The 20,092-nt window shown below is 50.2% G+C and carries 19 protein-coding genes; 13 read left to right on the top strand and 6 right to left on the bottom strand.

What is annotated here, in order from left to right; translation table 11 throughout:
* Positions 1 to 6: 6 nt before the first annotated feature.
* Genes xseA through mnmA form a run of 3 tightly spaced genes read right to left on the bottom strand, consistent with a single transcriptional unit; the run spans position 7 to position 3,815 of the window.
* Complete coding sequence (gene xseA / locus C233_RS0104030; RefSeq protein WP_018666134.1) at positions 7 to 1,251, bottom strand: exodeoxyribonuclease VII large subunit; 1,245 nt, start codon at positions 1,249 to 1,251, stop codon at positions 7 to 9.
* A 57-nt stretch (positions 1,252 to 1,308) separates the two neighbouring features.
* Entirely contained in the window at positions 1,309 to 2,706 is a 1,398-nt protein-coding gene (locus C233_RS0104025) for a S8 family peptidase (RefSeq protein WP_018666132.1), read from the bottom strand.
* A 35-nt stretch (positions 2,707 to 2,741) separates the two neighbouring features.
* Complete coding sequence (gene mnmA / locus C233_RS0104020; RefSeq protein ID WP_039747274.1) at positions 2,742 to 3,815, bottom strand: tRNA 2-thiouridine(34) synthase MnmA; 1,074 nt, start codon at positions 3,813 to 3,815, stop codon at positions 2,742 to 2,744.
* A gap of 490 nt (positions 3,816 to 4,305) precedes the next feature.
* Here mnmA and C233_RS0104015 point away from each other — a divergent pair, with 490 nt between their 5' ends.
* From C233_RS0104015 to C233_RS0104005, 3 genes are all read left to right on the top strand, one after another.
* A complete protein-coding gene (locus C233_RS0104015; RefSeq protein ID WP_018666130.1) occupies positions 4,306 to 5,361 on the top strand; it encodes a porin in 1,056 nt (351 codons plus the stop codon).
* A 37-nt stretch (positions 5,362 to 5,398) separates the two neighbouring features.
* Entirely contained in the window at positions 5,399 to 6,247 is an 849-nt protein-coding gene (locus C233_RS0104010) for an exodeoxyribonuclease X C-terminal domain-containing protein (protein ID WP_018666129.1), read from the top strand.
* Positions 6,248 to 6,393: 146 nt separating this feature from the next.
* A complete protein-coding gene (locus C233_RS0104005; RefSeq protein ID WP_026314718.1) occupies positions 6,394 to 7,752 on the top strand; it encodes a glycoside hydrolase family 28 protein in 1,359 nt (452 codons plus the stop codon).
* A 40-nt stretch (positions 7,753 to 7,792) separates the two neighbouring features.
* Here C233_RS0104005 and ispF read toward each other — a convergent pair whose 3' ends face one another.
* From ispF to C233_RS0103990, 3 genes are all read right to left on the bottom strand, one after another.
* The gene (gene ispF, locus C233_RS0104000) at positions 7,793 to 8,272 is read right to left on the bottom strand and encodes a 2-C-methyl-D-erythritol 2,4-cyclodiphosphate synthase (RefSeq protein ID WP_018666127.1); all 480 of its coding nucleotides are present in this window, start codon (positions 8,270 to 8,272) and stop codon (positions 7,793 to 7,795) included.
* A gap of 149 nt (positions 8,273 to 8,421) precedes the next feature.
* Positions 8,422 to 9,039: a fumarylacetoacetate hydrolase family protein gene (locus tag C233_RS0103995; protein ID WP_018666126.1), complete on the bottom strand. Its 618-nt coding sequence runs from the start codon at positions 9,037 to 9,039 to the stop codon at positions 8,422 to 8,424.
* Positions 9,039 to 9,695, bottom strand: coding sequence for a redox-sensing transcriptional repressor Rex (locus C233_RS0103990; protein ID WP_018666125.1), 657 nt, complete (start codon positions 9,693 to 9,695; stop codon positions 9,039 to 9,041). The genes C233_RS0103995 and C233_RS0103990 overlap by 1 nt, the downstream gene beginning before the upstream one ends.
* A gap of 169 nt (positions 9,696 to 9,864) precedes the next feature.
* Between C233_RS0103990 and C233_RS0103985 the strand changes: the two genes are divergently transcribed.
* From C233_RS0103985 to C233_RS0103940, 10 genes are all read left to right on the top strand, one after another.
* Entirely contained in the window at positions 9,865 to 10,224 is a 360-nt protein-coding gene (locus tag C233_RS0103985; RefSeq protein WP_018666124.1) for a translation initiation factor, read from the top strand.
* A 447-nt stretch (positions 10,225 to 10,671) separates the two neighbouring features.
* Positions 10,672 to 11,004 (top strand): helix-turn-helix domain-containing protein, encoded by a 333-nt coding sequence (locus C233_RS23200; protein WP_018666123.1) that lies wholly within the window; start codon positions 10,672 to 10,674, stop codon positions 11,002 to 11,004.
* A 146-nt stretch (positions 11,005 to 11,150) separates the two neighbouring features.
* Positions 11,151 to 12,380 carry a 3-deoxy-D-manno-octulosonic acid transferase gene (locus tag C233_RS0103975; protein ID WP_167321132.1) on the top strand — a complete coding sequence of 410 codons (1,230 nt, stop codon included), beginning with the start codon at positions 11,151 to 11,153 and terminating at the stop codon, positions 12,378 to 12,380.
* Positions 12,377 to 13,285: a lysophospholipid acyltransferase family protein gene (locus tag C233_RS0103970; protein WP_018666121.1), complete on the top strand. Its 909-nt coding sequence runs from the start codon at positions 12,377 to 12,379 to the stop codon at positions 13,283 to 13,285. Before C233_RS0103975 ends, C233_RS0103970 begins: the two co-directional genes overlap by 4 nt.
* Position 13,286: 1 nt before the next feature.
* A complete protein-coding gene (locus C233_RS0103965; RefSeq protein ID WP_018666120.1) occupies positions 13,287 to 14,024 on the top strand; it encodes a 3-deoxy-manno-octulosonate cytidylyltransferase in 738 nt (245 codons plus the stop codon).
* A gap of 6 nt (positions 14,025 to 14,030) precedes the next feature.
* Entirely contained in the window at positions 14,031 to 15,167 is a 1,137-nt protein-coding gene (locus tag C233_RS0103960; protein ID WP_018666119.1) for a glycosyltransferase family 4 protein, read from the top strand.
* Between the two features lie 3 nt (positions 15,168 to 15,170).
* A complete protein-coding gene (locus C233_RS0103955) occupies positions 15,171 to 16,172 on the top strand; it encodes a glycosyl transferase family 90 (protein WP_244149053.1) in 1,002 nt (333 codons plus the stop codon).
* Between the two features lie 2 nt (positions 16,173 to 16,174).
* A complete protein-coding gene (locus C233_RS0103950; protein WP_025068946.1) occupies positions 16,175 to 17,230 on the top strand; it encodes a glycosyltransferase family 9 protein in 1,056 nt (351 codons plus the stop codon).
* Positions 17,224 to 19,047, top strand: a complete 1,824-nt coding sequence (locus C233_RS22265) for an LTA synthase family protein (protein ID WP_244149052.1) — start codon at positions 17,224 to 17,226, stop codon at positions 19,045 to 19,047. Before C233_RS0103950 ends, C233_RS22265 begins: the two co-directional genes overlap by 7 nt.
* A 26-nt stretch (positions 19,048 to 19,073) precedes the next feature.
* On the top strand, positions 19,074 to 20,081 hold the full coding sequence (locus C233_RS0103940) for a hypothetical protein (RefSeq protein WP_039747272.1): 1,008 nt from the start codon (positions 19,074 to 19,076) through the stop codon (positions 20,079 to 20,081).
* The last annotated feature ends 11 nt before the right edge of the window (positions 20,082 to 20,092 follow it).

Here is a 20,092-nt window from a genome sequence, read left to right as displayed (position 1 = left end):
GTATTATTATTTTGATGATTTATTAGTTACTACTGATATCAGTTCTCCTCCGTATAAACGAGTAGTGATTTCATCGCCCTCGTGCAAGAGAGATACGTGCTTCACCACCCGCCCGTCTTTCAATGTAATGCTGTAACCGCGGGACAACTGTTTTTCGGGTGAGGCATCTACCAACCGCTGTCGAAGCAGTTCCAGCCGATGACGCTGGCGGGACAAGGACAAAGCCGACGCCTGCACAATGTCTTTCCGCACGGTAAGCAAAGCCAGTTTCGCATCCGATATATACCTGTAAGCGGCAGAAGGAATGCGGTTCCTGTACGCTACCAACTTCTGATGCTCCTGCGCCAGCAAACTCCTGACACCGTCGTACAGACGACCGGCAAGTACCTCCAATTCATCGGCGGCATCGCTCATACGGTCTATAAGGAATTCCGCAGCGGCGGTAGGCGTCTTGACGCGGGTATGGGCAACAGAGTCGAGTACCGTATCGTCGCGCTCATGGCCGATGCCGGTAATAATAGGCAAAGGAAACTGCGCGCAGGCGGCAGCAAGCAAGTAAGTATCGAACCCGGAAAGGTCGGAAGTAGCCCCGCCGCCCCGGATAATGACTACCGCATCGAATTTATCCAGGCGGGCATTAATCTTGTCTAAAGCAGCCAATACCGACTCCTCCACACGCTCGCCCTGCATCAGTGCCGGAAAAAGCTCTGTATGGAAGTAAAAGCCCCGCGGATTATTCTGTAACTGGTGACAAAAGTCACCGTACCCGGCGGCAGTCGGAGAAGATATAACGGCGATACGTTGCGGTAACCGGGCTATCTCCAACTCCTTATTCAGCGTGAGCACACCCTCCTCTTCCAGTTGCTTCAAGATTTCCTTGCGCCGGCGTGCCATATCGCCCAAGGTATAAGTAGGGTCGATATCCTGCACCGTAAGGCTGTACCCGTAGAGCTCGTGAAAACTGACCGTAACCTGCACCAGCACCTTGATACCCGATACGAACGCCTGCCCCGTGGCCTCCTCGAAATAAGGTTTCAGCAGGCGGAACACATTCGACCAGATTGTCCCCCTCGCCCTGGCTATCAGATTATTGCCACGCGCATCCTTCTGCACGAATTCCAGATAGCAATGTCCGGTACTATTGGTACGTACATCGCTCAACTCCGCCTGTATCCAATACGTATCGGGCAGGCATTGTTCCAAGCTGCGGCGCACCAGGACATTCAGGTCGTATAGCGATAATGCATCCATATCAAAGAATCAAAAGATTAAACAATAACGGGCTATATCCATTCATCTGCCATTCTCCTACCTTCCCGTTTCCGTTCTGTTATTTTCCGTTTTCAACTTATAACTATTATACGCCTTCCACATATCCGGCACACCGTAACCGTAAATATTATCCGGACAGCCGGCACGGTCGCCGCAGGAGCGGACAAGTTCAATCAGCTCCTTCGCCGTCAGCCCGGGGCATGCCTGCCACAAACAAGCCACCATGCCGCACATAATAGGCGATGAAAAAGAAGTGCCGTTCGCCTTGCCCTGGTTTCCGTTGGTACGGATAACATCCGCCCCCTCGCCCACAGCCACCACATCCGGTTTAATCCGGTTATCCGCCGTATTGCCGATAGAGGAGAAAGGAGCCAGCACCGCCTGCTTGTTCACGGCGCCTACCGTCAGTACATGCTCGGCATCTCCCGGCGGAGTTATCTTCTTCCACGACGACATACCCGAGTTGCCCGCACTGCACACCAGCACCATGCCCTTATCGGCTATATGCGATGCCTGGCGGGACATCAAGGCATGACGTCCGTCCAAATCGCTGTATTTGTAATTCTTCGACTTGTCATCGAAAGCATAGTACCCCAAAGAAGTATTCAGGACATCGACGCCCACACTATCGGCAAACTCCACGGCGGCAGCCCAATAATCCTGCTCTACCAGATGTTCGGAATATTCATCTTCGCTGCGAAGCAGCCAGAAAGAAGCCTTGGGAGCAGTACCCGTCATGATACCGGGACTATCCATGCCGATGCAGGAAAGCACGCTCAACCCGTGGCTGCTCTCAGCAAACAAATCCGCCTGGGGATTGACAAAATCTTTCGTTCCCAAAATACGGATATTCTGCATCGCCGTTATCCTATCCAGGTTATGAAACCCGGCATCGATTACGGCAATCGTCATTCCCTGTCCCTTAAAGCCGGCATCATGCAGCTTATCCCCGTTACTCAGCCTGATTTGGGTAACGGCAGGTCCGTAAATGCTGTCGGTATATATCTTCGGGGCATTAATCACAGAATCGCGCGTTGCAGACACCGTTTCCTTATCCGCCTCCGGAGCCGTCCACACCTTCTCCACGGCACGTACAAACGGTAATGCAGCAATGCGGCTTATCAAAGTAGAATCGTTGCAGGAAACCGTAACGAAATTCTCCCACTTGCCCGTAACAATGACATGCACCCCCTGCCTGCGTATCGCATCGATGTACTTACCGCACACCGGAAGGTCGGTAGAGTCGATTGACAGGTTCTGCTTCCGACGCCTTTCAATGGCCTTTTGCGAAAGAAACTGCTCCGGCCGTTCCAGTGAATAAACAGTGGCTGCCTTGTCCCTTAAACTGATACGGTACTTCAATGTATCCTGCCGTGCCGACGCACCCGCCGCAAGCAGCACTAAAACCGAAAGGATAATCCATTTCTTCCCCATTTCTTTCCCTTTATTTTTAATTTCCGATTCTTAATTCAATTCCCCAAATACATGCCGATGCCGCGCTGCGAAGCAATGAACGAACCGCCTACCACCCGCTTCCCGATGTAGAACACCGCAGATTGCCCGGGAGCAATGGCGGATGCTTCCGCCAGGAAGTGCACCAGCAGACGCCCGTCCTCCAAGCGTTTTACCGAGCAGGGAATAGGCTTGCTGCGATAACGGATACGCACCGTCAGTTCTCCGCTGCCGAGAACCTCCGCCTCATCGACCAGGCAATCCTGCTCTGCCAGCATATATTCCGCCTTGAGCTGTTCTGCATCCCCTAACATGACCGTATTCTTCTGCGGATTGATTTTCAGCACATAAGCAGGTTTGCCCAATGCTATTTCCAGCCCTTTCCGCTGCCCGATAGTATAGTAAGGAAAGCCTTTGTGCTCTCCCAGCTTCACCCCTTCCGGGCTTACAAACCACCCCGTACCGATTTCGCGGTCTATCTCCGGAGAATGCTCGCGCAGGAAGTCCCGGTAATCTCCCTTTATGAAACAGACCTCCATGCTTTCGCCCTCCGCGGCTTTCAGCGCATAGCCCTTATCGCGCAGGTAATCGCGTACCTGCAACTTGGTATAAGCACCCAGCGGAAAAAGACAACGCCTCAAAACATCCTGCCCCAGCTTCCAGAGAAAATAGGACTGGTCTTTCTTGTCATCGTCCCCGGCAACAATATATATCTTTCCATTCAGCTCCTCCAGGCGGGTATAATGCCCGGTGGCGATATACCGGCAGCCCAGCTTGTCCGCCCACTCCGTAAGGATACGGAACTTGAACAGCGGGTTGCACATCACACAAGGATTGGGTGTACGCCCCTGCCGGTATTCATCGATAAAGTTCCGGACAATCACCTCGCGGAAGACCCCGCGCTCGTCCGCCACATAATGCTCGATACCCATATTACGGGCAAGCTGGCGGGCATCCGACGGCTCGTCTCCCCACACCCACATCGTAAGACCGATTATTTCGTAACCCTGCTCTTGCAACATCAGGCATGTAGCGGTACTGTCGATACCGCCGCTCATGCCTACCAACACTCGCTTCTCTGCTTTCTTCATTTCACGGACATTCATTGCTTCAGTCTACAAAAATACTGGTTTTCGGGGAGAAGAGAGAGAAAAGGCACACCTTTTTAGCATGCCTTCACACAGCCGCCTGCATTTCTCTCCTATAAAGCAACGGCAAGGACACCCCCTTAGGCGGGGGCGGCGACCTGCGCCCTTTTTTCACCGGCAACGTAGGCAAACCATTAGTTCATAGGGGTGAACACTTTGTTACATAGTGATAAAACAAAGTGTTCGCACCTATAAAAACAAAGTGTTCTCTACCGGTGAAACAAAGTGTTCACCTAAAGGAAACAAAGTGTTCTCCACGGTGGAACAAAGTGTTTCGCATAGGAAAACAACTTGTTTCGCAGGGCAAAACAAACCGCTTGCCGCAAGCATAGGGCAAACCGCCCCTTTTGTAACAGAAACGAAACACGTATGACATAAAAATACAACACGTATTACCGTATCTTTGCCGCCGTAAATAAACCGACGACAACTTATGAGAACAGGCGCATTGATACTGCTCGCCGCTATGCTGCCGTTTACGGCAAAAGCACAGAGTTCCGGCAACAACGAGGACGGAAAGAGAATAGACAAGGAAAAGCTGGAAAGCAAGGATTACCTGCCCGAAATACACGGGACAATCCGTTCCAAATACGAATACCAGACCAGCATGGGAGCCGGACGTTTCGAGGTGCGCAACGCGCGCGTCAGCATTACCGGCAATATATTGCCGCGCGTTGCCTACAAAGCCGAAATAGACCTCTCGGACGAAGGAAGCATCAAGATGCTGGATGCCTATGCACGCCTGTTCCCGGCAAAAGGATTGACCGTAACCGCCGGCCAGATGCGTGTACCGTTCACTATCGACGCGCACCGCTCGCCGCACCAGCAATACTTCGCCAACCGCTCGTTCATTGCCAAGCAGGTGGGCAACGTGCGCGACGTAGGTATCACGCTGGGATATACCCTGCCTACCGACCTGCCCATTACGCTGGAAGGCGGGCTTTACAACGGTTCGGGACTGACCAACCAGAAGGAGTGGCATAAGGAGGTAAACTACTCCGCCAAAGCCCAGTTCCTGTTCACCGAAGGGTTGAACCTGACGCTGAGCGTGCAAAGCATCCAGCCGGCGGAGGTGCGGATGCAATCGTACGACATCGGCGCGTACTATGAATCCGGCCGTTTCCACATCGAAGGGGAGTATCTGTACAAGCAATATTCCGACAACGCTTTCGGAGACGTACAAGCGGTGAACACATTCGTCAACTACGACCTGCCCCTGCGGAAAGTGTTCAACAAGATGTCCTTCCTGCTGCGTTACGACATGATGACAGACCAGAGCGACGCCAAGACCGCCGACGAAGAAACCGGCGCATTAATCATCACCGACTACAAACGCCAGCGGTTGACGGGCGGCATCACCCTGAGCCTCAGCAAAGCATTCCGCACAGACCTGCGCCTGAATTACGAAAAGTACTTCTATGCCAGGAACAGCATTGCAAAAGAATCTGAACAGGACAAAATTGTATTGGAATTAATGGTGCGGTTCTAAATAAAATTCCGTATATTTGGAATAAGCAACCGGATGTATGGCAAACCCGCTTATTCCAGGCGTCAGCGCCGCAGAGCAAGACTCGTTGTATCAGAAACTGAATGTGTACAACCAGAAGAAAGCTTCTTTCAAAGAAGCGGGCGCCTATCTTGCGGTATTACCGCGGCCGGGGCATCCCCGGTATTCCCTCTGGGTTTATTCTCCCCTGCCCGAAAGACAGTCCATATTCTATCTATTCGAGCTGAGCGAGGATGTGCACGAAGCCTTGCGAATGGCGAGTACCCTGTGCTATTACTCCCCCCGCCCCCTATTCCTGGTAGAATACAACGCCAAGCGGATGCAGAACAGAGGCGACGACATCATCTCCTTCGGGAAGTATCACGGGCATTACCTGCACGAAATCCTCCAGGTAGACCCCGGTTATCTTACCTGGATAGCCTTCAAATTTACACCACGCATACCCAAGCAGGAACGTTTCGCACAGATTGCCAGGATATACCATTCCGTATATCTCGATATCCTGCAACGGAAGGCCAAACAGCCGTCCGGAGGCCGTTTCTTGGGCAAGGAAGGGGATAAGATAGAGAACCTGACCCTGACGGTTCTCAGCGTACGCCTGGAGGACGACCCTTACAAGACGCAGGTCAAGGGTACGACTCCCTACTTCTACGTCCGCCAGGTACTGAAGCTGAAGGATGCCTCGGGCAACCTCGTGACTTTCCGCATCGGCTCCCGCACGGCGAGCCGGCATTCATGCCGGTTGCCCGCGGTGGAGCATGCCTACCGCGCGGACGAAACCGTGCACATCGCCTCGGCACGCATTGCCGGCACATATACTATCGGTAGGCATAAGTGGACGCGGCTCAACTATGTAAAGCTCCAATAGGGCAAATCCAGTCAAAATTTCCATTTCAAACATCAATTCATCCACCTCTCTCCGGATAGAAACACGTATTTTTGCTTCGTACATATTTAAGATATTGTAAATACCATTTTAGATACTGTAAAACCATTTTAGATACTGTAAATACCATGAAAAAACAATCTGCGCTCTGGTGCTTATTCCTCTTGCTGACGGTAGGGGCATGCACCACCACATCTACCCGGAAAGAAACCGGGGAATGGGGCAAAGTTCCCGGAATATTGAAAAACATCGTGCCGCCCACCTTCGCCGATACGATTTATAACGTAACCGACTACGGTGCAAAAGACGACACGACGGTAGACAGCCGCCCCGCCATTCTCGAAGCTATCAACCGATGTAACACGAACGGCGGCGGCACTGTGCTCGTACCCGCAGGGAACTATTTCGTCAAAGGAGCCATTACACTGAAAAGCAACGTCAACCTGCACATTGCCGAAGGTGCACGGCTGGAATTCTCTACCGAGGCTTCCGACTACCTGCCTATGGTACTTACCAAATGGGAAGGGACGGAGTGTTTCAATTACTCCCCTTTCATCTACGCATACCAGTGTACGAACGTTGCGCTGACGGGTAAAGGCACTATCGACGGAAACGGTTCGGTAACTTTCAACGGTTGGCATGCCATGCAAGGGGCGGCGGTAGACCGCCTGCGTCAAATGGGCATCGACTCCATTCCGGTGTACGAGCGGGTGTTCGGAGAGGGACATTACCTGCGCCCCTGCATGATACAGTTTTACGGCTGCAAGAATGTGTTGGTGGAGGATTTAAAGATATACGACTCTCCTTTCTGGATTATCCACCCGGTATTCTGCGACAACGTAACGGTGCGCAACGTATATATCGACAGCAACAACTACAACAATGACGGCTGCGACCCGGAATCCTGCACCAACGTGCTGATAGAGGGTATGGACTTCAACGTGGGCGACGACGGCATCGCTATCAAGTCGGGACGCGACCAGGACGGCTGGCGCATCGGCCAGGCTACGGAGAATGTCATTATCCGCAACTGCCACTTCTCGCGCTGGGCTATCACTATCGGGAGCGAGATGTCGGGCGGAGTACGCAATATCTACATAGAGGACTGCAAGATAGACAGTTGCCGTAACGGTATCTATTTCAAGTCCAACTTAGACCGGGGCGGGTACTTCGAGAACCTGAATATGCGGCGCATCCAGGCGGATGTATGCCTGTGGGGTGTGGTCAACTTCCGCACGAACTATCACGGATACCGGGGCGGAAATCATCCTACGCTGTTCCGCAACATCTGTATAGAGGATGTAACGTGCAACCGCGTGGACAGTGTGGCACTCATGGCAAACGGTCTGCCCGAAGCCAAGCTGTACAATATCACCCTGCGTAACATCGACGTAAAGAAAGCTCCCAAAGCCATACAAATGGAGAATGTCGTAAACCTGACGCTGGACAACGTTGTGGTGAACGGGGAAAAGGTTACCGCTCCCTGATACGGGACAATCCGCTTTGCGGGATAAATGGAAAGGTCGGCTATGCTTTCGTTATCAACACGGTTGCATAAGCCGACATTCCTTCCTCACGTCCGGTAAAGCCCAGCTTTTCTGTGGTGGTGGCTTTTATGGAGATGTCTTCCACGTCGATTCCCATTACGGCGGCAAGAGTTTGCTGCATGGCGGGTATATGGGCTTTCAGCTTAGGACGTTCGGCACAGACGGTCGCGTCGATGTTACCGACCGAGTAGCCTTTGCTCCCTATCAGCTCCACCGTTTTCTTCAACAGGATTTTACTGTCTATGTTCTCGAACTCGCCTGCCGTGTCGGGAAAATGATAACCTATATCGCGCATATTCGCCGCTCCTAACAGCGCATCGCAAATGGCGTGTATAAGCACATCGGCATCCGAATGCCCCAACAAGCCTTTCTCATGTTCCAGGCGTACACCGCCCAACCAGAGTTCCCTACCTGCCACCAAGCGGTGGACATCGAAACCAAAACCTACGCGTATTTTCATATTTCCTCGATTATATATTAGCACGCGCTAAAGTAGGCATTATCCGTTATTGACTCAAAGATATTCTGCTATTTTTCCTTAATGGAAGGAGAAGCGGCGTAAGAGGAGGGAAAGGCCGGCGCGGATGCGTCCCGGACGGATTGCCGGAATCAGCGGATATAGAAATCGAGCAATTTCTCGTTTCCCAGGTAACCTTGCAGATGTTGCCCGATACTGACGGGACCCACGCCCGCCGGCGTACCCGTAAACAGCAAGTCGCCGATTTTCAGGGTCATGAATCGGCTTACGTAGGCTATGATATCGTCTATCTTGAAAAGCATATCCGCCGTATTACCGCGTTGCACTTCCTTGCCGTCTATATCCAGGTGGAAATCCAGTTGCTGCAAATCGCCTCCCGCCTGCTCCGTAGAGACGAACGTTCCGATAGCCGCCGAACTGTCGAACCCTTTGCACAGCTCCCACGGGTTGCCCGTTTCGCGGAATTTCCGCTGCAAATCGCGTGCCGTGAAGTCGATGCCTACCGTCACCGCATCGTAATAGCGATGCGCAAAACGGGGTGCGATATGCTTACCCAGCCTGCAAATGCGTACCACGACTTCCGTTTCGTAATGGACTTCATCGGAGAAATCGGGCACAAAGAAAGGTTTGCCGTCTTTGAGGATAGCCGAGTCGGGCTTCATGAAAATCACCGGTTCCCGATTTGCCTGGGTATGCCCCAGCTCCTCGTTGTGCCGGGCATAGTTCATTCCTACTGCAATGATTTTCATTACCTGATTTCGTTAAAGTTCAAACGGTTGAACATCACTGCCAGGTGAGCGTACAGCGAGGTGTTCTGCACTACGATGTCTTCGGGCACGCGGATACGGAACGGGGTAAAGTTCCATACCGCCTTGATGCCGCCCGCCACCATGGTATCCGTAATTTCCTGCGCAATCTCGATAGGGACTGTCAGCACGCCGATGTTGACATCGTATTCGCGCATCTTCTCCTGAAAATCGTCGGAATGATAAATAGGAATACCGTTCAGCGACGTACCCACCAGGTCGGGGTTTACATCGAATGCCGCCACAATCTCCAGGCCGAAATGGTTCAGGCCGGAATCGCGCAGCAAAGCGCCTCCCAGGCTTCCGACACCGAAAAGAAAAGCTTTGTGTATATTGGTAAAGCCCAGGAAGTCTTCCAGCACGGCAATCAGCGTGTCTATCTCGTAGCCTACGCGTGTACGACCGGAGATATTGACATACGACAGGTCTTTCGCTATCTGGGAAGCATCAATATTGATTTCTTTGGAGATTTGAGTGGAGGAAACGAAGCGTTCGCCTTTCTTTCTAAGCAACTTTACATTGGAAAGGTACCACGGAAGCCGGCGCAAGGTAGGTTCCGGAACCTTCATGGAGTCTTTCTTTTGTAACTGATTGTTCATAGCTTTCTCTTTAAGTTCTCAATATTATGACCGACAAAAGTACTGTTTTTTTTCTAATCTCTAACATATCTATCACAAAAGGTTAACATTATTTCTACCTACGATTGCAAAGTTTCCTGCAAAGCCGTACTTTTGAGCATCTTTTCATAATAAGTAAATACAGGTGAATATGGCTAAGAATTTAAAAGATAATGACTGGAAAGAGCGGTTGAACGTAGTGTACTCTACCAATCCCGACTTTAAGTACGAAACGGAGAAGGACGACGAACCGGCCACTCTCCAACCCTCCCAACAGCGTCTGCGCGTGCAGTTAGACCGCAAAAACCGCGGTGGCAAGGTAGTAACTCTCGTTACCGGCTTCGTCGGCACGGAGGAGGACTTGAAGGAGCTGGGCAAGTTCCTGAAAAGCAAATGCGGCGTAGGAGGCAGTGCCAAAGACGGGGAAATCATCGTACAGGGAGATTTCAAGCAGAAGGTGCTGGAATTATTGAAGAAAGAAGGATATACGCAGACCAAGCCCGTAGGATAACCCCACATTCTTCGCCGGGCGTCTCCTTTTGTATTACATTATTTTCATATCTTTCGTATGAATAAACACCTCTCCTGCGTCACACTGTTCAACTTTCTTTGTATCTTTGCAATGTCCGAGGGGGTAGGTGACTATCCATAGCGGACATATATATACATTATATATAGAAAGAAAGCGTTATAAGCTTCATCCAAAAACGAAAATCGCCAAAATTTCGACCTACGAGGATGGAACAGTATGATGCTTCCGTTGGTTGTATGTATTCTTGCGACCGTGTGTGTCGCATACATATAGCACCAGCGTGGGGTGTTTATTCGGTTCATTCGTAGGTCTGGTGTTTGGCGATACCACGTTTTTGATGAACAGTATAGTTCCTCACGCTTTTTTGTTGAACAAAAATCGCCGGACACCAGGGGAACAGATGGTGAGTGTACAGGAAACGAATCTGTGGAACCTAAATTCAAAGACATCTACATCGGGAAAATCATCCAGCAGAAGGTAGACGAACGCCATATCAGTTATGCAGAATTTGCGCGCCAGATACATTGTGCCCGTACCTCGCTTTATCACATATTCAACAGCAAGAACATCGATGTGGAAAGACTCCTGCTTATCTCCGAAGTGCTTCAATACGACTTCATCGGCGAAGTTTACCTCAACCGGAAAGAACAGGCGGGCAAAGACTCCCCCTGCATCGTACTCCCTTTCAAGAACAGGGAGTTAGACCTCTCCCACCTTCCGCAGGAGCTGCTTGAACTGCTGAAACAACAGCTATTGTAAGCAGCGGAAAGACCGTATCAAATCAGAACGTTTCCGTACAGAATACCGACGGCTTGCATACCGTCCGCCTTCTGCCTTCACCGTACCTTTGCGCCGATTATTATACTATCGGCACAATGAGCTCCATATATAACGCAATACTTACTTTGGCTGGGTTAATCCTCACGTTAATTGCCCGCATACAGGTTATGGTTCCGGGCAGCGGGAAATTCCGGAAGTTCGCAGCAGGACAGCAGGGGTTAATCGAAACCATACAAAAAGAAACCGGCGATACCGGCAACCTGCCGGCTTTATGGATACATGCCTCCTCTTTAGGCGAATACGGAGTGGCACGCCCTATCATCAGGCAGCTAAAAAGGGAGGGGAAGTACCGCATCATCCTTACATTCTTCTCGCCTACCGGTTATGAGGCACTCAAGTGGCATCACCCGGATGCCGACCACGTTTTCTACCTTCCGCTGGATACACGGAGAAATGTACGCCGCTTTCTCGATACCGTACAGCCTCGGAAGGCGATATTCATCATCTCCGAATATTGGCTTAACTATTTATCGGAGCTGAAAAGGCGGAACATCCCCACCTATCTCATTTCGGCAGTAATCAGCCGGAACGCTCCTTTTTTCAAATGGTATGGCGGGATATACCGGAAATCGCTGGAGGCATTCACCCACTTCATGGTGTTGAACGAACAGTCCAAAGCCAATCTCAGGGCGTTGGGTTTCGAGAATATAAGTATAACCGGCGACCCGTTGTTCGACAATGCAATCGCCGTAAGCACCACCCCGTGGCATAATCCCGTTATCGAGCGGTTCGCACGGCAAGGCGACCTTTTCATAGCCGGAAGCATCAGCGACAGGAAGGACATGGCGCTCGTCAGCAGCCTTGCCAACAATCATAGGGATGTACACTTCATCATAGTGCCTCATGAGATAAGCGAAGAAATACTTAACGAAATAAAGTTCTGCCTGGACGGATATGCCCTCTGTTATTCCGAATGCGATGAAAACACGGATTTCTCCGATACGCAGGCGTTGATTATAGACTACCTGGGCGACCTGGCCTACTTATACCGTTATGGGAAATGGGCGTACGTGGGAGGCGGTTTCACCCCCTATCTGCACAGCATCATCGAAGCTACCGTTTACGGTTTACCGGTAGCTTTCGGCCCGCTCATACATAGGAAAGCCACCCCGAACGAACTGATTGAGCTGCACATAGGCAGTATTGTGCGTTCCGGAAAGGATTTGGACGAGTGGTTTGTCAAACTACATGCAAACGGGGCGGAGCTGGCCCGTATCAAAAAAACAGCGCAAGCCTATACCGACCGGAACAGCGGGGCTACCTCACATATCATCCGATTATTGGGCAAATCATGAAAAGCAGGCTTCTATACGGATTGGCTATCGGCTTATTGCATCTGACGGCTCTTTTGCCGTTAAGGGTGCTCTATATATTCAGCGACGGCATCTATGTATTGCTCTACCACTGCCTCCATTACAGGCTGCAAACGGTAAGGCGGAACTTGCAGCGCTCGTTCCCCGCCAAGAGCAGCGGTGAGATAAAAGACATCGAACGCAAGTTCTACCACCACCTTTGCGACTGCATCGTAGAGACTGTCAAGCTGCTGCACATCTCCGACAAGGAGATAGACCGGCGCATAGAAGTTACCAACGGTGAGCTGGTAGACAAGCTGCTGGAAAGCAAACGGCCTATTATCCTGTTCTTAGGCCATTACGGAAACTGGGAATGGGCGCAGGCGATTACACGGCATTACACCCGCTCCGTAATCAGCGGGCAGATATATCGCCCGGTACGCAGTAAGGTCATGGACAATATCATGTTGAGGATACGCTCCCGCTTCCCTACGACCAGCATTCCGCAAAAACAGGCTTTCCGTACGCTGCTCCGCATGAATAAGGAAGGGCAACAGAGCATCATAGGGTTTATAGCCGACCAACGCCCCAACAGCTCGAACCTGTATTACTGGACTACATTCCTCCACCAGGAAACGGCATACAGTACCGGCGGCGAAGCAATAGGGCAAAGAACCGGTGCGAATTATGTATATCTCGATATAGAAAAGACCGGGAGAGGGCATTACAGGATGACTTTCAAGCAAATACAGCCCGGCTGTACGGAGACGGAGTATCCCTATACCCTCCGGTTCCTGCAAATGTTGGAAGCCACGATATGCCGCTCGCCGGAATACTGGCTATGGTCGCATAAGAGATGGAGATTTTCTAAACAAGATAATTCAAATACCAATCTAAAAAAGAATTGAAATGAAAATTGTTTGTGTAATACCGGCACGTGCCGAATCGACCCGTTTTTTCGAAAAACCTCTTGCCCTGATTTGCGGCAAGCCGATGATACAATGGGTATATACCCATTGCAAGGAAGTGGAATGCTTCGAGGAGGTTTACGTAGCCACCGACAGCGAAAAGATAAAAAATGCCTGCGAAGCTTTCGGAGCCCGGGTCGTGATGACTTCTTCCGACCACGACACTGCCACCGAACGTCTCTATGAAGTTTCCACCCGGATACCGGCAGACCTGTACGTCATGGTCAACGGCGACGAGCCGTTACTGACCAAGGAATACATCGTTCAATGTATTCCCGACAAGTTGCCGGAAAACGACATCTACGTATCGAACCTGATGACGGACTTCAGCAACCCCGTAGAAGTAATCGATGCCACGAACCTGAAAATCGTTACCGCCGCAGACAACCGTTGTCTTTTCATTTCGCGCAGCCCCATTCCTTATCCCAAAGGAAATATGGACTACGTATATCATAAGTTCGTAGGGGTAGGTGCTTTCAACCGGAAAGCATTGGAATTCTATCACAATACTCCCCGGGGTCCTATCGAGAAGATTGAAGAAAACGATTCTTTCCGCTTTCTCGAAAACCATATGCCTATCTATTACTACAACTGCCATTGCAAATCTTTATCGGTAGACAACCGGAAAGACATCGAGGGCGTAGAGAAATACTTAAACGAGAACAAAGCTAAACTATAATTCACTATGCGTATCGGATTCGATGCCAAAAAGGCGGTCAAGAACCTAACGGGAATCGGGAATTACAGCAGAGGTCTAATCAACGGCCTTTGCTCGTACGCTCCCGAACACCAGTACTTCCTATTTGCCACAGAACCGGTAAACGACAAAGCGATGAAACGGATTGTCAACTCGCCCGCGTTGCACTACAGCCTGTATCCCTCGAAAAAGCCGGTTTTCCTGCAGGAATACCGCAAGTGCCGCAACATCGCCGGGGTACTGAAATCCGAAAGAATCGACCTGTTCCACGGACTGACCAACGAGTTGCCATGGGGCATACAGAAAACGGGAATACCTTCCGTAGTAACCATTCACGACTTGATTTTCCTGCGTTTTCCCGAGACTTACGATTTGTTCAGCCGGCTGATATTGAAATGGAAAACGCTTTATGCCTGCCGGCACGCCGATAAGATTATAGCTATCAGCCGGCAAACCAAGCGGGATATCATCGACTTTTACCATATACCGGAGAGTAAGATAGAAATCGTATACCAGGGATGCGACAGGATATTCAGCCGCACCGTTTCCATTGAAGAAAAGCAGGCCATACGAAAAAGATACGGCATTCCCGACCGCTACCTGCTCAGCGTAGGGACTTTCGAGCACAGAAAAAACCACCGTTCTATCCTGCAGGCGCTGCCGCTTATGCATGATGAGGACATACACCTGGTACTGGTGGGCAAACATACCAAGTTTCAAAGCAGCATAGAGGAAAGGGTACGCAATCTCGGGCTGCAAGGCAGGGTGCATATCTTGAACAACGTCCCTAATGCCGACTTGCCCGCACTCTATCAGGGCTGTTCCGTATTTCTCTACATGTCCTATTTCGAGGGATTCGGCATTCCCGTACTGGAGGCGCTCACTTCGGGCGTACCGGTCGTTGCAGCCACAGGTTCCTGCCTGGAAGAAGCCGGTGGCGACGCCTCTTTATACTGCAATCCGTTCGATTACCAAAAGATAGCGGAACTGACAGACAGCATATTGGAGAGCCCCGAACGGACTACGTACATGGCAGAGCAGGGAAAAGAGCATGCCCGGGATTTCTCCGAAAAGAGAATTATGCAAAGCCTGCTGAACGTCTATCGGCAAGTACTACAATCCTGATTAATGAGTTGTAACATGAATGCCCGGTATTATCTGCAATTCCAGAAAGGATTCAGGAGAATCTATTTCTATATCTGCAATTTCAGCACCTACTTCCTGCCGAACTACCTGTACAGGCGGCAACTCCGGGGTATTCTTGCATCCCTTCCCCAAAACAGAAAGCGGGAAATTGAGGAACGCGTAGCCTATTACAACCGGATGCCGGAATGCCGCACTTCGGAGGAGTGGACTGCAATCCGCTCTTTCAGGTATCCATTCGGCAAGAAAGAGAAGTTCTCCATGTATTTTTTCGACCTATACAGTAACATCCGCTTTTTCAGCCCGCATTCCAGGTTCAGGTATGAGTTCGGCGATGTTACCCGTGAACCGTCCGTGCCGGCTTTCGTCAAAAGCCGTCCCATTGGCGGTGCAACTTCCAACGCCGTCCTGCTAAAGCTGAACCGGGTACGGCATTTCCACTTTATCAGGGACAGCAGGAATTTCCGTGAGAAAAAGGATATGCTGGTCAGCCGCAACGTCGTAAGGCAGCCGCATCGCCGGAAACTGCTCGAGATGTATTACGGACATCCCTTATGCGACATCGGGCAAATCAATACGGATACCGCCCGGGAGCATCCGGAATGGGTGAAAGGTTACCTCACCCTCGAGGAGCAATTACAGTACAAATTCATCTGTTGCATCGAGGGTAACGATGTGGCAAGCAACCTGAAATGGGTAATGTCCTCCAACTCCGTACCCGTAATGCCGCGCCCGCGGTACGAGACGTGGTTCATGGAAGGGAAACTCGTTCCCGGCTACCATTACATAGAAATCAAGCCCGACTATTCGGACTTGATAGAGAAGATAGAGTATTATATCTCGCATCCGGACGAAGCGGAGCTTATCATCGAACATGCCCACGAGTACATCCGCCGGTTCAAGAACAAGAAAGTAGAAAGAGCCATATCCCTGCTTGTCATACAAAAGTATCTGCAGAGAAGCGGGCAAATCCCTTATTGCCAATGACTATGAAGAAAAAAGAACCGGTACTATTGATTATCCGCATGTCGGCATTGGGAGATGTAGCGATGACGATTCCCGCAATCTACTCCCTTGCCGTGCAGTATCCGCAATACCGGATAAAAGTACTGACGCGTCCTTTCTTCACCCGGCTGTTTGTCAATGCGCCCGGCAATATCTCATTCATTACAACCGACAGGGATATCCACCGGGGGATAAGGGGTGTACTAAAACTGATAGGGATACTGGGCAAGGAGAAGATAGACAAGGTAGCCGACTTTCACAATGTACTACGTTCGTGGTGCATAGATTGCTACTTCCGTATAACCGGAAAACCGGTAAGCATAGTACGGAAGCAAAGAAGCAAAAGAAAGGCGCTGACACGGCGTCACAACAAAAGCCCGATAGCCCAACGGAATTATATCCTACGCTATTTCGATGTGCTGGAGCGGTTGGGACTTCCTGTAACCCCTACCTTCCGGAGTATTTTCCAGGACATCCCTCCCATACCTTTTACTTTGGATATACCCGTCCCAAGCGGTACGAAAGGGATAGGTATAGCTCCCTTCGCACGTTATGCGAACAAGACTTACCCGCTGGAACAGATGCAGGAAGTCGTAAAACTATTAACCGCTCAAAAGGGGTACACCATTTTCCTTTTCGGCGGTGGAGAGAAAGAAACGGCTGTCCTGAAAAAATGGGAGGCTGCATATCCCGCTACCATAGCCCTGCCCGGCAGGTTATCCCTCGAGCAGGAACTCTCGCTGATGTCCCGCCTGGAGGTCATGGTGTCTATGGATTCCGCCAATATGCACTTGGCATCGCTAACCGGTACTCCGGTAATCTCCATATGGGGCAGCACTACCCCGTTATGCGGTTTCGGCGGTTGGGGGCAACGGGAGGACAATGCCATAGTAGCCGGCACAGACTGCCAGCCATGTAGTATCAGCGGAGCGGAAAAGTGCCCGCTACGCCATTTCGACTGCATGAACAGGATTACACCGGAAAGGATTCTCCGGCAAATAGAAAAAACATTGCTCAACGAAAAACGAACATTATGCTAAAGAAGTCCATTATCTACCTGCTCTCCCACCTGATGCTCTGCATCGGTATATTCCTGTTTATACAGAAGCCCATATTCCTATTATACAACTGGGGGTGCGGAGGTTCATCATGCACGCTTACGGACTGGGCGGCAATCTATCGTCATGGCCTTCCACTGGATGTTGCAACAGCCGGATACCTGACAGTCATCCCTTTCCTCATTATCGGCCTCTATCTGTTTCTTCCCCGGTTCTCTCCCCGCAAACCGCTCATCGGTTATAATATCGCGATAGCCTTCCTGCTTTCTGCAGTAACCTTGGCAGACGCTTCGCTCTACGAATTCTGGGAGTTCAAGCTCGACGCCACGGTTTTCATGTACCTGAACGACCCTAAGAATGCATTTGCCAGCGTCTCGTTTTCATATATATTATTGAGGGTTACGGCAATCATCGTACTGGCCGCCGCCTATTTCTTCATCCTGGCAATGCCTGTGTACAAGATTAAATTCGGCCATGCCGACAAGAGCAAGCGGTTTCCTGCCCTGATATGCCTCGCAGTATTCGGCGGATGCCTTTTCTGTATGATACGCGGGCTGAGAATCTGGCCTAACACTCCCGGAAGGGCGTTTTACTCAAAGACAGCATTCCATAACCATAGCGCATTGAATCCTTTATTCAATATAGCCTATACCTCTCTCAAGGCCGAAAACTTCAGTAAACAGTTCAGGTTCTTCACCGAAGAAGAACGTGCCGATATTTACGACTCCATACTTCCCCGGAAAGGGAACGCCTTTCCTACCGATACCACAGAATGCCTGCTTAAAACCACACGCCCCAATATCCTGTTCATCGTTTTGGAAGGTTTCGGAGCTGTATTCATCGAGAACTTAGGCGGAATGAAAGGAATAGCCCCCAATATCGATAGGATATCCGAGGAGGCAATCTCCTTTACCCGGTGCTACTGCAACAGTTTCAGGACAGACCGGGGCATAGTATCCATTCTCAGCGGTTATCCGGCGCAACCCACGACAAGCATTATGAGATATTCGCACAAGATACAATCGCTTCCCGGGCTACCCAAAACCTTAAAATCCTACGGCTACCGGACACAAGCCTTATATGCCAGCGACATGACTTTCTTCAATATGGCCGATTATTTTATCAGTGCCGGGCACGACAAGCTGATAAGCCAGGACAGTTTTCCGGCATCCGACCGTACCTGCAAATGGGGTGTACCCGACCATATTGCATTCAACTGGCTCTACCGGGACATACAGCAGAAATACGGGCAAGGCAAGGAGCCATGGTACACTACTTTCCTGACTATCAGCTCGCATGCCCCGTTCGATGTTCCTTATTACCGGTTAGCGGACAAAAAGTTCAACGCATTTGCATACACAGACAGTTGTTTCGGAGATTTCATAGACCGGTTAAAAAACACTCCCGCATGGGATAACCTATTGATTTGTCTGTACTGCCGACCACGGCTTCAATCATCAGGAGATTGCCTCGCCCGATTTTCCCCATATACCGTTACTGTTACTCGGCGGAGCTATCAAAGATACACGGAGAATCGACAGGCTCATCAGCCAGACAGACTTGGCGGCAACCGTTCTTGCCCAGCTAAACATTCCTTACGAAGAATTTACTTTCAGCCGGGATGTGATGTCGAACAGTTACACATACCCGTTTGCTTTCAATACTTTCAACAACGGTTTTATTTTCAGGGATTCCACAGGCTGCACCGTGTACGACAATACTGCCGGGAAAGCATTATACGGAGAGGACAAAGCCCGCGAAGAAAGAGGGAAAGCAATCCTGCAAACATTGTACAATGACCTTGGCAAACGTTAAACGAAAGAATATGGCTTTAAAAGAAATACGGTTCCGCATCAAATCCGAAATCAACTACCTGTTCTTCAGGAGATACCGTTTTAAACGAACGATAAGAAGACATTTCCGGAAATATTACTCTCCGGACAACCCGCATGCGGCCAATACGCAAAAGCAGATTATCTGTATGGCCGACGGAAAATATCCGCATGGCGGGCTGGTAGACAGATTGAGAAACATAATTACTATTTTTAAATACTGCCTGGAACACAAGGTGGATTTCCGGATTTATTTTACTACGCCTTTCCGATTAGAGGATTACTTGGTTCCCAACCTCTATGACTGGAGAATCGGTTCTTCCGAACTTTCTTTCAATTCCGAAGATTCTAAAGCTGTTTTCATGGATACCTCCGGTAATTCCGGAGAGCGTGAAAGGAAATTCCAACGTAGCATAACAGAAGAATTCCTATCCGCACCCTATAAGCAAATACATGTTTACAGCACTTTCTATTATGAAGAACGATATTTCGGCGAGTTATTCACCCGCCTGTTCAAACCGGCCGTGCCGATACAGAAGGAAATAGACGAGCAATTAAGGATTTTAGGCGGAGCCGGAAATTATATTTCGGTTTCAACCCGTTTCCTGGAATTGCTGGGCGACTTCAAAGAGCCCGGAACATCTCCGCACATACCCGCTTCCAAACAAACGGCATTGATACAAGCTTGTCTGAAACAGATAGAAATCATCAAAAGCAAACATCCCGATATTTCCCGGATTCTAATAACATCCGACAGTAACCGCTTTTTGGAAGCCTGCCGGCAGTTGGAATATGCCTATATAATTCCCGGAGAGATTTTACACGTAGACATACCGGATAAGTCCAAAGCGGACAAACACCAAAAGACTTTCGTCGACTTCTTTGCCATAGCCCATGCACAGAAATCCTACCTGCTCATAACGGACAAGATGTATAAAAGTTCTTTCTCCATGCGGGCAGCCCAGGTGTATAACCACCCTTTCGAAATCATACGTTTTTAACCCGCATCAGC

Source organism: Bacteroides gallinarum DSM 18171 = JCM 13658 (assembly GCF_000374365.1).
GTDB lineage: Bacteria > Bacteroidota > Bacteroidia > Bacteroidales > Bacteroidaceae > Bacteroides > Bacteroides gallinarum.
The sequence above is the reverse complement of the archived record's forward strand: the minus strand, read 5'-3'. Positions and strand labels throughout refer to the sequence as shown.

Excerpts from the sequence above, each read along its gene's own strand:
- xseA (WP_018666134.1), bottom strand. The coding sequence starts at position 1,251 with ATGGATGCATTATCGCTATACGACCTGAATGTCCTGGTGCGCCGCAGC.
- C233_RS0104025 (WP_018666132.1), bottom strand. The coding sequence starts at position 2,706 with ATGGGGAAGAAATGGATTATCCTTTCGGTTTTAGTGCTGCTTGCGGCG.
- mnmA (WP_039747274.1), bottom strand. The coding sequence starts at position 3,815 with ATGAAGAAAGCAGAGAAGCGAGTGTTGGTAGGCATGAGCGGCGGTATC.
- C233_RS0104015 (WP_018666130.1), top strand. The coding sequence starts at position 4,306 with ATGAGAACAGGCGCATTGATACTGCTCGCCGCTATGCTGCCGTTTACG.
- C233_RS0104010 (WP_018666129.1), top strand. The coding sequence starts at position 5,399 with ATGGCAAACCCGCTTATTCCAGGCGTCAGCGCCGCAGAGCAAGACTCG.
- C233_RS0104005 (WP_026314718.1), top strand. The coding sequence starts at position 6,394 with ATGAAAAAACAATCTGCGCTCTGGTGCTTATTCCTCTTGCTGACGGTA.
- ispF (WP_018666127.1), bottom strand. The coding sequence starts at position 8,272 with ATGAAAATACGCGTAGGTTTTGGTTTCGATGTCCACCGCTTGGTGGCA.
- C233_RS0103995 (WP_018666126.1), bottom strand. The coding sequence starts at position 9,039 with ATGAAAATCATTGCAGTAGGAATGAACTATGCCCGGCACAACGAGGAG.
- C233_RS0103990 (WP_018666125.1), bottom strand. The coding sequence starts at position 9,695 with ATGAACAATCAGTTACAAAAGAAAGACTCCATGAAGGTTCCGGAACCT.
- C233_RS0103985 (WP_018666124.1), top strand. The coding sequence starts at position 9,865 with ATGGCTAAGAATTTAAAAGATAATGACTGGAAAGAGCGGTTGAACGTA.
- C233_RS0103970 (WP_018666121.1), top strand. The coding sequence starts at position 12,377 with ATGAAAAGCAGGCTTCTATACGGATTGGCTATCGGCTTATTGCATCTG.
- C233_RS0103965 (WP_018666120.1), top strand. The coding sequence starts at position 13,287 with ATGAAAATTGTTTGTGTAATACCGGCACGTGCCGAATCGACCCGTTTT.
- C233_RS0103960 (WP_018666119.1), top strand. The coding sequence starts at position 14,031 with ATGCGTATCGGATTCGATGCCAAAAAGGCGGTCAAGAACCTAACGGGA.
- C233_RS0103955 (WP_244149053.1), top strand. The coding sequence starts at position 15,171 with ATGAGTTGTAACATGAATGCCCGGTATTATCTGCAATTCCAGAAAGGA.
- C233_RS0103950 (WP_025068946.1), top strand. The coding sequence starts at position 16,175 with ATGAAGAAAAAAGAACCGGTACTATTGATTATCCGCATGTCGGCATTG.
- C233_RS22265 (WP_244149052.1), top strand. The coding sequence starts at position 17,224 with ATGCTAAAGAAGTCCATTATCTACCTGCTCTCCCACCTGATGCTCTGC.
- C233_RS0103940 (WP_039747272.1), top strand. The coding sequence starts at position 19,074 with ATGGCTTTAAAAGAAATACGGTTCCGCATCAAATCCGAAATCAACTAC.